At 61.8% G+C, this 13,620-nt stretch carries 12 protein-coding genes; 4 read left to right on the top strand and 8 right to left on the bottom strand.

The annotated features are described in order from the left end of the window. Positions 1–13: 13 nt before the first annotated feature. The 4 genes from Tal182_RS17170 to Tal182_RS17155 all read right to left on the bottom strand — a co-directional run bounded on the left by Tal182_RS17170 (position 14) and on the right by Tal182_RS17155 (position 4,379). Entirely contained in the window at positions 14–1,783 is a 1,770-nt protein-coding gene (locus Tal182_RS17170) for a flotillin domain-containing protein (protein ID WP_085860199.1), read from the bottom strand. Continuing rightward, entirely contained in the window at positions 1,780–2,427 is a 648-nt protein-coding gene (locus tag Tal182_RS17165; protein ID WP_064804246.1) for an OB-fold-containig protein, read from the bottom strand. The genes Tal182_RS17170 and Tal182_RS17165 overlap by 4 nt, the downstream gene beginning before the upstream one ends. A gap of 5 nt (positions 2,428–2,432) precedes the next feature. Continuing rightward, on the bottom strand, positions 2,433–3,572 hold the full coding sequence (locus tag Tal182_RS17160; RefSeq protein ID WP_094299099.1) for a PspA/IM30 family protein: 1,140 nt from the start codon (positions 3,570–3,572) through the stop codon (positions 2,433–2,435). Positions 3,573–3,767: 195 nt separating this feature from the next. Beyond that, positions 3,768–4,379 carry a CDP-alcohol phosphatidyltransferase family protein gene (locus Tal182_RS17155; RefSeq protein ID WP_085860197.1) on the bottom strand — a complete coding sequence of 204 codons (612 nt, stop codon included), beginning with the start codon at positions 4,377–4,379 and terminating at the stop codon, positions 3,768–3,770. A gap of 195 nt (positions 4,380–4,574) precedes the next feature. Here Tal182_RS17155 and Tal182_RS17150 point away from each other — a divergent pair, with 195 nt between their 5' ends. Genes Tal182_RS17150 through Tal182_RS17140 form a run of 3 tightly spaced genes read left to right on the top strand, consistent with a single transcriptional unit; the run spans position 4,575 to position 8,123 of the window. Then, a complete protein-coding gene (locus Tal182_RS17150; protein WP_085860196.1) occupies positions 4,575–6,359 on the top strand; it encodes a bifunctional alpha/beta hydrolase/class I SAM-dependent methyltransferase in 1,785 nt (594 codons plus the stop codon). Positions 6,360–6,369: 10 nt separating this feature from the next. Continuing rightward, entirely contained in the window at positions 6,370–7,698 is a 1,329-nt protein-coding gene (locus Tal182_RS17145) for a phosphatase PAP2/dual specificity phosphatase family protein (RefSeq protein ID WP_085860195.1), read from the top strand. Next, positions 7,695–8,123, top strand: a complete 429-nt coding sequence (locus Tal182_RS17140; protein WP_085860194.1) for a hypothetical protein — start codon at positions 7,695–7,697, stop codon at positions 8,121–8,123. Before Tal182_RS17145 ends, Tal182_RS17140 begins: the two co-directional genes overlap by 4 nt. A gap of 16 nt (positions 8,124–8,139) precedes the next feature. On the opposite strand, the gene Tal182_RS17135 is transcribed toward Tal182_RS17140, so the two are convergent. The 3 genes from Tal182_RS17135 to Tal182_RS17125 form a co-directional block, all read right to left on the bottom strand. Further along, positions 8,140–9,282 carry an alpha-hydroxy acid oxidase gene (locus tag Tal182_RS17135; RefSeq protein WP_085860193.1) on the bottom strand — a complete coding sequence of 381 codons (1,143 nt, stop codon included), beginning with the start codon at positions 9,280–9,282 and terminating at the stop codon, positions 8,140–8,142. Between the two features lie 102 nt (positions 9,283–9,384). Beyond that, entirely contained in the window at positions 9,385–10,695 is a 1,311-nt protein-coding gene (gene guaD, locus Tal182_RS17130; RefSeq protein ID WP_085860192.1) for a guanine deaminase, read from the bottom strand. Further along, a complete protein-coding gene (locus Tal182_RS17125) occupies positions 10,692–11,930 on the bottom strand; it encodes a urate hydroxylase PuuD (RefSeq protein WP_085860191.1) in 1,239 nt (412 codons plus the stop codon). Before Tal182_RS17125 ends, guaD begins: the two co-directional genes overlap by 4 nt. A gap of 335 nt (positions 11,931–12,265) precedes the next feature. Here Tal182_RS17125 and Tal182_RS17120 point away from each other — a divergent pair, with 335 nt between their 5' ends. Continuing rightward, positions 12,266–12,598: a hypothetical protein gene (locus tag Tal182_RS17120; RefSeq protein WP_085860973.1), complete on the top strand. Its 333-nt coding sequence runs from the start codon at positions 12,266–12,268 to the stop codon at positions 12,596–12,598. A gap of 43 nt (positions 12,599–12,641) precedes the next feature. Here the strand turns inward: Tal182_RS17120 and Tal182_RS17115 are convergent, their stop codons facing one another. After that, complete coding sequence (locus Tal182_RS17115) at positions 12,642–13,538, bottom strand: LysR substrate-binding domain-containing protein (protein WP_064804228.1); 897 nt, start codon at positions 13,536–13,538, stop codon at positions 12,642–12,644. Between the last annotated feature and the right edge of the window lie 82 nt (positions 13,539–13,620).

Genomic DNA, 13,620 nt, shown 5'->3' with positions numbered 1-13,620 from the left:
TGCCTGCGTTGGATTATTCCTTCTTCGGCGCCTGAGGGGCCATCGGCGTTGCCGCGGCTGCGGCCGCCGATGCTGCCGGCTTTGCCGAAGCCGTGGCCGGGATTGCAGGCCTTGCCGGAGGTGCAGCCGGCTTTGCCGGTTTTGCGCCATCGAGATTGCCAAGGAGGGATGAAATGGCGTTATCGCCGTCGAAGCCGGCTTCCTTCAACAATTTGTCGAGGATCGGCTTGTTGGCCTGATAGGAGAGCAATTGGCCGGCCAGCCCGTCGCCGAGACCGATGCCGCTTTCACCGTTCGCGCCGTTTCCGCGGCCGAGCATGCCGCCGGTGTCGAAGATGCGGATATCGGAGATCTTCTCGATCGGCTTGACCGCCTCGGCGAGCGCCTCGGGAATGATGCGGATACGCTCACGGGTGATCTCGAACTCGATGATGGTCTGGCTGAGCTTGTTGCGGGCCTCGTTGAGAAGCGCCTCGCTTTCAGCCTGAGCCCGGCCGGTTTCGAGGATACCCTTGGCCTTGATGATCGCCGCATCGGCTTCCGCCGTCGCAAGCGTCTTGATGGCTTCCGCCTGATCGATCGCGGCCTGTTTCTCGGCTTCGGCGCCGACGGTGACGGCGGTGGCTTCGGTTTCGGCGGTTTTACGCGCGTCGATCACGGCGATCTGCTTTTCGCGTTCGGCAATTTCGATCGCCTTGGCGGTGCCGACCTTTTCCTCTGCCGCGATCGCCCGGGCGCGGGCCATTTCGGCAGTCGCCTTCGCCTCGGATTCCTCGCGGCTCTTGTTGGCAACGGCGATGGCGCTTTCCTGGGCCACGATCTGAAGGTCACGCTTGGCTTCGGTATCGCGCTGCTGGACGGCGCGGGCGGCATCGATGTTTGCGCTTTCGCGGGCTTGCTTGGCGGCGGCCTCGCGTTCGGCGATCGCTTGTTCGGAGGCGATGCGGGCCTCCTCCTCGGCGCGTTTGGCCGCCTGTTCCTGCTGGGCGGTTTCGGCGCGGGTCGCGGCGGATTTGTTGGCGATGTCGCGTTCCTGATTGAGCTCGGCTTCGCGCTTGGTCCGCTCGATCGCCAGCGATTGCTGGCGGGCCTCCAGATCCTTCTGGGCGATGGCGACTTCGGTGTCGCGAACGATTTCGTTTCGCTCCTTCTTGCGGCCCTCGGTGATGCGGGTCAGCGCCGCAAGACCTTGGGCGTCGAAGAAGTTGTTGGCATTGAAATGCTTGATGTCGGTCTGGTCGAGACGCGTCAGTGACACGGATTCAAGCTCGAGACCGTTCGACTGGAGGTCGGCGCCGACCGCTTCCTGCACGGCCTTGACGAAATCCATGCGCTGCTCCTGCAGCGCGTCGAGGTTCATGGTCGCAGCCACGGAGCGAAGGCCATCGACGAATTTCGCCTCGATCAGGATGCGAAGCGCCTCGGCATCGTTGGTGCGGCTGCCGAGCGTCTGGGCGGCCAGCGCGATCGAGGAGCCGTCGGGTTTGACGCGGACGTAGAATTCGGCACCGATATCGACGCGCATGCGATCCTTGGTGATCAGCGCATCGCCTTCGCCGCGGCGGACTTCGAGGCGCAGCGTCTTGAGGTTCACCCGGGCGATCGAGTGGAAGATCGGCAGGACGACGGACCCGCCGTCGAGCACGACCTTCTGGCCGCCGAGGCCGGTGCGCACATAGGCCTCATCGCGGCTGGAGCGCGTATAGAGAGAGGCGAGGACAAAACCGATGCCGAAGATCAGAACGATGCCGATACCGGCCGGTAGAATAATGTCATACATCATGGCTGCTCCCTGAAAGATTGATTGTCCGCTCCGGCGGCATCCGCCAGTGCAGGAATGGCGATAAATACATCTGCCTTGCGATCGACGAGGAGAACCTCGGTGCCGACCTTGAGAGGGCCCTGGTCTCTAGCGGCCTTGGCTCTCAGCACGTGCCAGTTTCCATGTTGGTCTTTGACGCGGACGCGCCCCGGCAGTCCCTGGTCGAGCGGGCCGAGCGATACTTCGGCGGTCCGGCCGATCAATGTGTCGAGATCGACTGCATAGGTCTCGTCGTGCGGCACGATCCGCGCCACTGTTCTGCTCGACGCCCTGACCATGGGGACGGCGACCAGGATGGCGGGAATGGCGGCGACGGCGGCGGGAAACGGCGCCCAGAAGGCGTTGGCGACGGCCTGTATGGCAAAGCCCGTCATGGCGAAGAAGCCGAGCGCCAGCATAATGAGGATGAGCAGGGGAACGCCGCCGAGATTGAGCCAGGAGAGATAGCCCGAAAACCCGTCATGGCCATGGAAATCCGGTTTTCCCAGAAATTCCATGATCGAAAAACCCATGACGGTCGCAAGCATCTCGATTGCGGTCAGGCCTGCGAGCACGGCGGCGGCGATGGCGAAGGGAGCACATTCGGGGGCGAAGAGAAGTGCCATCGGCGTTACCGGTTATGCGCCTTGAAGCGTGCGAGGCGCGCCTCGATCGCCTGTTCGCGGTGCAGCCGGTCAAGTTCGTCCAGTTCGGAACTATGGCCATGGTCGCCTGAAGGAACGCCGGTCAGCCGCGAGACCGCCGCCGCAGCCCGGGCAGCATCGGCGCCCGGCGCGGGCCGGCTGTGACCGGGTGCGGCGTCTTCGGGATGCCTGGCGATGCTGCGCTTGAAATCGGCAAGGCGGGCATCGGCCTCGCGGCGCGTGGCGAGCACGGCCTGCAGGGCTTTCTGACCTTCGTCCAGTTGTTGCCTGGCATCGGCCAGGGCCTTGTCGAGCGCCGCGATCTGGGATTCGAGATCGATCTGGCGGGCGACGCCGGCCTTTGCGAGATCGTCGCGCCCGGAGGAGACGGCGAGGCGAATCTTCTCATCGAGCGCACTCATGTCTTCGACGATTTCGTCGCGGCGGCTCTGGATGCGGTATTCCTCGGCGCGCGCCTTGCCGAGATCGGTGCGGGCCTCGTCCGCTGCCGCATCGATCTCGCGGATCGCCTGTTCGATGACCGCGATCTTGTTAACGCCTTCCGCCTTGTCGATCGCCGCATTGGCGATGCCCGCGATCAGGCGGCCCATGCGTGAAAGAATGCCCTCATTCGTCATGTTTTCCTCCATCCGTGCGGAATTCGGCGTGACGCCGATGTGAATCTCGTAGTGATCGGGGCCGGCAACGAGATAGGCCGGAAAAATGCTCTCCCATCCCCTGGAATAACCCGCGACGTCGAAGGGCACGGCAACGCGCCCGTGCACCGTAGCGATGGTCAGGTCCGCAGGTCCTTTGATGGCGAAAAGCTTGTCGTCGAGCGGCATCTGCGGCGGATCGGCGATCACGCCGCGATTGGCGGCGAAATCGCGAAGCCCGAGCGTCACCAGCCGTGCTGGCAGGCCCGTCTGTTCGCGGACGGTTTCATAGGCAAGCTCATGCAGGACGACGAGATTGGCGCCCGCCTTGTCGTCGATGATTTCGGCGAGGATGTCGATCATCCTGCGATAGGCGGCAATGGTGTCATCCAGCGCCTGCCGGGCCTGGTCATCAGGCGCCAGCGTGTAGCGCAGCAGCGATGGGTGAGATGTCTTACCTGTGTTCGCCATAGTATAAAACATAAAGCACCGCTTTTGTGCTTTCAAGAGGTCGCGCCAAAAATACAACCTTGTTTTACTATGTAGGCACCGGGAGAGAGGCTTTGAAGAAGCGCTTGCGAAGCAACTCGAAAGAAACAGTGTTCGACGTAGTTTCCGGAATACATTGCCGATGGAAGAACCAGCGGCCGGTCGGGGGTCCGCGCTCTACCGGGCGGCCCTGTGCGCCTCACGAATACCGGCGCCGATACGGTTGATGATGGTCCATACGAGAAGTAGAGCCACCATTGCCCAAAGCCAGAAGGTCCATGCTGCGAACGTACCGCCAACGGCGACAAAGAGGCCGAGGGCGCCGAAAAGCACCGCACGGTCGCTCTTGCCCAGCGGCCCGTCGTAACGCCGGCTTGCCCCGACCGTTTGACCCAGGACACCGGCAAATTCCGTCAGCGCCGAGAGGAATATGACGGCCATTGCCGGCATCATACCGTTCGGATCGATGAGCGCAAACGGCAGATACAGGGCGGCATCCGATATGACGTCACCGATCTCGTTGAGATAGGCGCCCAAAATGCTCTTCTGCCCATGTTCGCGTGCGAGCATGCCGTCAATGGCATTGAGGCCCATGCGCAGGAGAAACCAAACAGGCACCAAGAGAAAACAACGCGGAAGCGGAGCGATGCTCAGAAAAAGGCCAAGTGCAACCGAGACGGCGGCAGCAACTGAAGTCACCTGATTGGCGGTAATGCCTCGCACCGCCAGGGAGCGCACCAGAGGGCGGAGAATATTCTGAAATCGGGACTTCAATTGGTAAACGGACATGCTACCTCAGTGGAATTTTGTGGCATGGCAATAGTCTATCGGCTCGGACGTGCAGATCGTCGTACTTGTGAGGAAGTCCACGTCATGTCGATCTTCGCAAGGACTTACATTTGCAGCTAGACTTTTGCAATAAAAGCAAATCATTGTTGCCGCCAATGGTTGCAACCCATCCATTAATCAGAATTGGAGAAGACCGTGCTGCAAACTGCCGATAGTGAGCAACCGTCCTCGACGGTCAGATCAATGCGTGAATCCGAATTTGTCTCGCATGACGGAACTCGACTGTTTTATCGGACGTGGCCCGCGACCGGCGCTGTAGCGAAGGGCGCGATCATTCTTCTCCATCGCGGCCACGAGCATAGCGGCCGCGTCGCCCATCTCGCCACCGAGCTCGGCCTTGGTGATTTTGCCTTCTACGCCTGGGACGCACGCGGCCACGGGCGTTCACCGAGAGAGCGCGGCTATTCGCCATCCTTTGCCGCCTCGGTGCGAGATCTCGATTGCTTCGTCCGCCATGTCAGCGAGACCAGCGGTACTTCAGTCGAAGACATCGCCGTCATTGCGCAGAGCGTCGGCGCGGTGCTGGCCAGCACCTGGGTGCACGACTATGCGCCGCCGATCCGTGCGCTCGTGCTGGCCTCACCGGCCTTCAGCGTCAAGCTCTACGTGCCGTTTGCGAGGGAAGGCATTGCGCTCTGGGAAAAGCTGAAGGGAACGTTCTTCGTCAATTCCTATGTCAAGGCGAGATTTCTGACGCATGATCCCGAACGCATCGCCTCTTATGAAGCGGACCCAATGATCACCCGGCCGATTGCCTCCAACATTCTGGTGCAGCTCTATGAGGCGGCAGCCCGCGTCGTCAGCGACGCCCGCGCCATCACCGTTCCGACCCAGTTGCTGATCTCCGGCAGCGACTGGGTGGTGCGACACGCGCCGCAGCACCGGTTTTACGAAAACCTCGGCAGCCGCATCAAGGAACGGCATGTGCTTGCCGGCTTCTACCACGACACGCTTGGCGAAAAGGACCGTGCGATTGCGCTCGCCGAGATCCGCCGTTTTATCGATGCGCGTTTCGCCGAGCCCCGGACGCCCGCCGACCTTCGCACCGCCCATATCCAGGGCTATACCAAGGACGAGGCCGACCGGCTGGCGAGCCCGCTGGACGCCACATCCCCACGCGGCGTCTACTGGGCGCTCAGCCGCCTCAACATCAGGCTCGGCGCACTGGTCTCCGAAGGCATCAGGACCGGGGTCAAGACCGGCTTCGATTCCGGCTCGACGCTCGATTACGTCTACGAGAACGAGCCGCGGGGGCTCGGTCCCGGCGGGCGGTTGATCGACAAGGTGTTCCTCGAGGCGATCGGCTGGCGCGGCATCAGGCAGCGCAAGCTGCATTTGCAGAAACTGATCGATCAAGGGCTGCAGCGTCTGAAAGCAGCCGGCCGCAGTACCCATATGCTCGACATCGCGGCCGGTCACGGCCGTTACGTCCTCGATGCGATCGAGACGGCTGCCGTGCGTCCCGATAGTGCGCGGCTGCAGGATTATTCCCCGATCAATGTCGAGGCCGGCCGCAACAGCATTGCCGCGCGTGGGCTTGGTGATTTCGTGAGCTTCCGCCAGCAGGATGCCTTTGACGGCGAGGGCTTGGCTGCAATCGTGCCGGCTCCGGATCTGGCGATCGTCTCCGGCCTATATGAACTCTTTTCCGACAATGCGATGATCGCCGCTTCGCTCGACGGGATCGCGCGCGCGATGCGGCCCGGTGGCCTGCTCGTCTACACCAACCAGCCATGGCATCCGCAACTGGAGATGATCGCCCGCGCGCTGACCTCCCACCGTGGCGGTCAGGCGTGGGTGATGCGGCGGCGCACGCAAGAGGAAATGGACCAGCTGGTCGCCGCGGCCGGTTTCCGCAAGATCGAACAGCGCATCGATCAGTGGGGCATTTTCACCGTCTCCCTGGCCGAGAGAGTTTGAGGGCAAAGCCTTGGGGCAGGCAGGTTCTCCTCTTTCGCAGACAGCGCCGGTCCTGAAGCGGGCGGCGCTCTGGCTCGCCTTTCTGGCGCCGTTCTTCTATCTGAGCTATGGCGGCGCCAACTGGCTGGCTTCGCAACGCGCTCATGTGCCGAACATCGCCTTCGCATGGGAAAGCGCCATTCCGTTCTTCGGCTGGACGATCATTCCATATTGGTCGATCAATCTGTTCTACGGGCTCTGCCTGTTCATCAACACGACGCCGCGCGACGTGGATAGGCTCGCGAGGCGTTATCTGACGATCCAGTTGATCGCTGTCGCTTGCTTTATCGCGTTTCCGCTCGAAGCAATCTTCGTGCGGCCGGCAACAAGCGGCCTGCCGGGTTTCATGTTCGCCGTCCTCGGCGGCTTCGACAAGCCGTTCAACCAGGCGCCGTCGCTGCATATCGCGCTGCTGGTGGTGATCTGGGACCATCTGCGCGGCTGGCTGCCGCGGAGGATGCGGCTTCTCTGGCATTTCTGGTGCTTCCTCATCGGCGCCTCCGTGCTGACGACGTGGCAGCATCACGTCATGGACATACCGACGGGCGTGCTGCTCGGCCTGCTTGCCACCTGGCTTTTCCCGCGCAATGCGGTTTCCCCTCTCGCCAATTTCGCTTTGAGCGGCGATCCGAAGTCGCGCCGACTCGGCATCTACTATTTGTGCGGCACCGTGGCGTTTCTCGGCCTTGCGGCGCTCTTTACTCCTCTGTCGGCGGCAGCACTTCTGTTGCTCTGGCCGGCCGTTGCGCTGGCGATCGTCGCGGTCGGATATTTCGGCGCCGGTCCGCAAATATTCCTGAAACGCGCCGATGGCCGAGCCGCACTGACCAGCCGCTGGCTGTTGGCACCCTACCGGCTCGGCGCTGTCATCAACGTTTGGCTCTGGACCCGGAAAATGCCGTCATCCGTGGTGATCGCTGACGGCGTCCATCTCGGCCGTTTTCCGCGTCGCCACGAGGCCGACCGTTTTGCCACGGTGATCGACATTACCGGTGAACTTCAGCGCCCAAACGGGACGCTTGCGCGTTGGTGCAGCTTTCCGACCCTTGATCTTACGGGCCTCGACAAGATTCAGACGCGAGCAGCGGCGAACCTCATCGAGATCGCGCGTCACCAGGGGCCGGTCCTCGTCTGCTGTGCGCTCGGTTTCCAGCGGAGCGCCGGCGTCATCGTGCATTGGCTGCTCATCAGCCGACGTTGTGAAAATCCAGCCGAAGCGCTGCGGCTGATCGAACGGACGGGGCGGCGTGTTCATCTGCCCGAAGAAAGCATCCATGCGGTGACGGAGGGCTTGCAATGACGCAGTGGAATGCCACGGCTTCGGCGGCGGCGCGAAGTCTCGGCCGCAATTCGATTGTCTGCGGGCTGACGGCGCTGTTGCCGCTGACCTTCGGCCCGATCCTCGCGGGATATCGAGGCTTCGCTCCCGCGCTCGGCTGGCTCTTGATGCTCTTTTTCTGCGGGATCGTCCTTGCGATGGCGATCCATCTCCTCTTCGATGCGCTGTTGTTCCGCCTCGCGTCGAGCCACGAGACAGAGGCTGCAGGTCTCGCCGCTGTCGACGACGTGCTGTCCCGAATGCAGCTTCGCAAGTTTGACGGGGCCGCGCGTGGCCTCGAGAGGCGGATTGCCGGATCGCGCCGCATCGTCTGGCGGCAGCGTTTTGCGCTCGCCATCTACCTCGTGATTTTCGCGATCCTTCTGTTCAATGCGAGCGACGGCTAGGCGCTGCCGACTTCTCTCAGCCTCGCCCTGATATGATCGACGCGTTTACGTCGTTGATGTCGCGCTTGCCGCAGAGCGCCATGGTGATGTCCATCTCCTTGCGAATGATGTCGAGCGCCAGCGTGACGCCGTCCTTGCCCATGGCGCCGAGCCCATAGAGGAAGGGGCGGCCGATATAGGTGCCCTTCGCGCCGAGCGCCACGGCCTTCAGCACGTCCTGGCCGGAGCGGATGCCGCCGTCGAGATGGACTTCGATGCGATCGCCGACAGCCTCGACGATCGCAGGCAGCATGCTGATCGACGAGGGGGCGCCGTCGAGCTGACGGCCGCCGTGGTTCGAGACGATGATCGCATCGGCGCCGGTATCGGCCGCAGCCTTCGCGTCTTCCGGATCGAGGATCCCCTTGATGATCAGCGGGCCGCCCCATTGCTCCTTGATCCAGGCGATATCAGCCCAGGACAGCCGCGGGTCGAATTGCTCATGCGCAAACTTGGGCACGGAGGCGACATTGGCAACGTTCTTTGCATGGCCGACGATATTGCCGAAGTATCGGCGTTTCGTCTGCAGCATATCAAGGCACCAGGAAGGCCGGGTTGCCATCTGCCAGATATGTTTCGCGGTCAATTTCGGCGGGGCTGAGAGATCGTTGCGCAGGTCCTTATGGCGCTGGCCGAGAATCTGCAGGTCGGCCGTCAGCACCAGCGCCGAGCATTTCGCCGCCTTGGCGCGGCGGATGAGGTCGAGGACGAAATCCTTGTCCCTCATCACATAGAGCTGAAACCAGAAGGGACGCGTCGTCACTGAGGCGACGTCCTCGATCGAGCAGATGCTCATCGTCGAAAGCGTGAAGGGAACGCCGAATTCTTCCGCCGCGCGCGCCGCCAGCATCTCGCCATCGGCATGCTGCATACCGGTCATGCCGGTCGGCGCAAGAGCAACCGGCATGGACACTTTCTGGCCGATCATCGTCGTTTCGAGCGTGCGATTGGTCATATCCACCAGCACGCGCTGGCGCAGCTTGATCTCACCGAAATCGCTCTCATTCGCCCGATAGGTGGATTCCGTCCAGGCGCCCGAATCCGCATAGTCGAAAAACATTTTCGGCACGCGGCGCTGCGCGAGCTTTTTCAGATCGGCGATGGTGAGCGGAGTGGCCATGAATGGAACCCTTCACATCTGGACGCGGCTATCGTCCGTAGCATGAAATTCGCATGAGTTTATGGGGAATCTGCCGTGTCAGGCTTGGGAGCAACAGAGGCATCATCGAAGCACCGCTTTCAAAGCGACGCCCGCCACGTAAGTCTCCGCGATCGACCGGTCGTCACCCATCGTCTGCATGAGGAAGAGTTCCTCGGGCAGGGTCTTCACCGTTTCCATCTTCAGCGCCATGGCCGGGGTCGCGGCCGCGTCGAGGACGACGAGGTCGGCTTCGGTGCCGGGTTCCAGCGTGCCGATCCGGTCGGCGAGCGACAGCGCCTCGGCATTGCCGCGGGTCATCAGATAATAGCTTTCCAGCGGATTCAACCGTTCGCCGAGCAGCTGCTGGATCTTGTAGGCCTCGTCCATGGTTTTCAGCATCGAATAGCTGGAGCCGCCGCCGATATCGGTGGCGACGCCGATGCGGACCGGTTTTTGGCGCCGCGTCAGCGCCTTCAGTGGAAACAGGCCGGAACCGAGGAAAAGGTTCGAGGTCGGGCAATGGACGGCGACGGCGCCGGCCTCGCTCATGACGTCGGCCTCGCGTTCGGACAGGTGGATGGCGTGGCCAAACAGGCTTTTCGGCCCGAGCAGGCCGTAGTGGGCGTAGATGTCGGTATAGTCGATCGCCTCGGGATAGAGCTCGCAGGTGAATTTGATCTCGTCGTGGTTTTCCGAAAGATGCGTCTGGATGTGCAGGTCGGGAAATTCGCGGGCCAGCGCCGAGGTCGCCTCCATCTGCGCCGGCGTCGAGGTGATGGCGAAGCGCGGGGTGATGGCAACGTGGTTGCGGCCTTTGCCGTGCCAGTCCGCTATCACCTGGCGGGTCTCGTCATAACCCATCTCCGGCGTGTCGAGCAGGCCCTGCGGGGCGTTGCGGTCCATCATCACCTTGCCGCCGACCATGCGCATGTTGCGCTTCATCGCCTCGGCGAAAAAGGCGTCAGCCGAGGTCTTGTGCACGGAGCAGTAGGCGACCGCCGTCGTCGTGCCGTGGCGGATCAGTTCATCGTAGAAATGTGTGGCGATCCTTTGCGCATGCGCGCTCTCGACGAAGCGGCATTCCTCCGGGAAAGTATAGGTGTTCAGCCATTCGAGCAGGTTGGCGGCATAGGAGGCGATCACCTGCATCTGCGGAAAATGCAGGTGCATGTCGATGAAGCCGGGCATAATGAGATGCGGGCGGTGGTCGATCTCGGCCGCGCCCTCGGCGGCTTTCGCCTTGACGTCGGCATAGGGGCCGACTGCTGCGATCAGCCCGTCCTCGATCAGCAGGCCACCGTCTTCCTCGTAGAGATAACTCTGGCTGTCGGCGAGACTCAGCGGCGCGCGATGGAAAGAGAGGAGGCGGCCGCGGAGAAGTGTCGTCGTCATTGTTTCTTGCCTTCGACTGCGCTTTCGAACCAGGCGACGAGCAGCCTGCGTTCGTCCGGCGTAATATCGGTCACGTTGCCGGGCGGCATGGCATGGCTGCGGCCCGCCTGTATATAGATTTCTCGGGCACGGGCGGCAATTTCTGCGTCGTTTTCGAGCATCACGCCCTTCGGCGGCCGCACGACGCCTTCATAGGCGGGCTCGGCGGCATGGCACATGGAACAGCGCGTCGAGACCAGTTGCTTGACGGCCGGAAAATGCGGATTTCCGGCGAATTGCTGGAAGGCGGGCGCGATTGCGGCCGCATCCGTCTCGCCGGTCAGCTGCTTCGGCACGGTCGAAAGCCACATGATCAGGATGAAGAGGATGGTGGTGACGATCCATGTCCAGGTCGGGCGGCCTTTTCTCGCGTGGGTGGTGTTGAACCAGTGGCGGATGGTGACGCCCATCAGGAAGACCAGCGCCGCAATCACCCAGTTGAACTGTGTTCCGAAGGAGAGCGGATAATGGTTCGACAGCATGAAGAAGATGACGGGCAGGGTCAGGTAGTTGTTGTGCAGCGAACGCTGCTTGGCGACCTGGCCGTATTTCGGATCGGGCGTACGGCCGGCGATCAGATCGGCGACGACGATCTTCTGATTGGGGATGATGATCATGAAAACATTGGCCGACATGATCGTCGCGGTGAAGGCGCCGAGATGCAGGAAGGCGGCGCGGCCGGTGAAAAGCTGCGTATAGCCCCAGGCTATGAAGACGAGCACCACATAGAGCACCGCCATCAGACCCCATGTATTTCGCCCAAGCGGCGACTTGCAGAGCAGGTCATAGACGAGCCAGCCGAAGGCGAGCGATCCCAGCGAGATCAGGATTGCAACCGGCGGGCTGATATCGAGCACATGCCGGTCGATGAGGAAGAGGTCGGCGCCGCCGTAATAGACGATGCATAGCATGAGGAAGCCGGAGATCCAGGTGAAATAGCTTTCGTATTTGAACCAGGTCAGGTGTTCCGGCATCTGAGCGGGCGCCACCAGATATTTCTGGATATGATAGAAGCCGCCGCCATGGACCTGCCATTCCTCGCCATAGGCGCCGGGCGGCAGGTGCGGGCGTTTCACCAGTCCGAGATCGAGCGCGATGAAATAGAAGGACGATCCGATCCAGGCGATCGCGGTGATGACATGGAACCAGCGCGCCGCGAAGGCGAGCCATTCCCATGCTATGGCATATTCATACATCGAGTTCCCCTATCTTCCTCCGACTCGCGACATTGCGGAAATTTTGGCGGGGAGGGAAGAGGAGAATGATGAACCGCACATGCGCGTCGGTTTTCGTAACGGCGGTAGCCCGAGAGAGCAACGGAATGATCAACGGACGCGCGTCGCCGATCTGTCGTCCCGTGCCTAAAAGCTGCCGAGAAGGCCGTGCATTATTACTGTCTCATATTGGATCTGCTAAAATTAGCGGATCTTGAAACTAGGATGCGCGGATACAGTTAGATTTGCAGGCCGCCGGCATGAAATAATAAGAACCGTTGGATATCGGCGGCGCATTCATCGACGGAGAGATGCCCATGCGCAGCATTCTGACGTGTGTGATGATGGCATACGCATCGTTGGCGATGGCTCACGACGCACCTTCGGGGTGGAGTTATGACCCCTATTGTTGCAATGGCGACAGTCATGATGGCGATTGCCAGATGATTCCGTCGAAAAGCGTCGCGGTGACACCAAACGGATATCGTGTGACGCTGATGCCGGGCGACCACAGGCTGGTGACGCATGCTCACGTTTTTCTGCTGCCGATGACGAAGGCGATGCAGTCCGGCGATGGTGATTATCACCTCTGTCTGTTCCCCAACGAGAACACGCCGCGCTGCTTCTACGCGCCGGAAATGGGGTTTTGAGCAAGTCCGGTTCGGCGTGATTGGCCCTGACGTGTTTGCCGGATTAACTTCCGGCGGCTTTCATCTCTTCCAGGATCCAATTGCGGAAGGCCTTGATCTTCGGCACGTTGCGGCGATTTTCAGGATAGGCGAGCCAGTAGGCTTTGCCGTCGCTGCGGGTCAGTTCAAAAGGCTGATAGAGCCGGCCGAGTGCGATTTCGGCCGCGTAGAAGGCCGGATGGAGGATGGCGACGCCGTGACCGGCGATCGCCGCATCGGCTTCCACCGCCTGCGAGCCGAGCTGGTTGCGCGGGCGCCGGTCGAGATCCGTCTCCGTGACGCCGGCTGCCTCGAACCATTGTTTCCACCAAATGTCCCCGGCGTCGAAGAGGTCGAATTTCAGGAGATCGCGCGGCTCCCTGATGCCGCCTGCCGATTCCGCCAGCTTCGGGCTCAGCATCGGAGTGAATTCAAGTCCCATCAGCCGGTGCAGCGTCAGCCCCGGCCAGTCGCCGTCGCCCCAGCGGATGCCGACGTCGATCTGCTCGCGGGCGAAGTCGATGATGTCGGAGGTCGCCTGAAACCGAACCGCGATCGCCGGATGCTTCAAATGGAAGGAGCCGAGGCGCGGCGCCAGCCATTTCGACGCGAAGGTATGGGTCGAACTGATGGCGAGCGTGCCTTCGACGCTGTCGCGCGCCGTCGCCATGGCGTCATGCAGCATGGCGAAGGCTTCAGTGACCTTCGGCGCCAGCCGCTCGCCGGTCTCCGTCAGCGCGATCTGGCGCGGGCGGCGCAGGAAGAGCGGCTCGCCGACATTCTCCTCCAGCAATTTGACCTGATAGCTGACGGCCGTCTGCGTCATGCCAAGTTCGTTGCCCGCCTTGGTGAAACTGCCGAGCCGGGCGGCGGCCTCGAAGACGCGCAGCGCATTCAGCGGGAATTGTTTCGAGAGTTTCATGGATAAGTTCTCTTGATGCAGGCAGACGGTCGTTCGATTGGAATTGCAGCATTTTTAGCGACAGACTGCAACTCATACCATC

The sequence above is a fragment of the Rhizobium sp. TAL182 genome (assembly GCF_002117725.1).
Lineage (GTDB): Bacteria > Pseudomonadota > Alphaproteobacteria > Rhizobiales > Rhizobiaceae > Rhizobium > Rhizobium esperanzae.
This window is presented reverse-complemented; position numbering and strand designations above follow the sequence as displayed.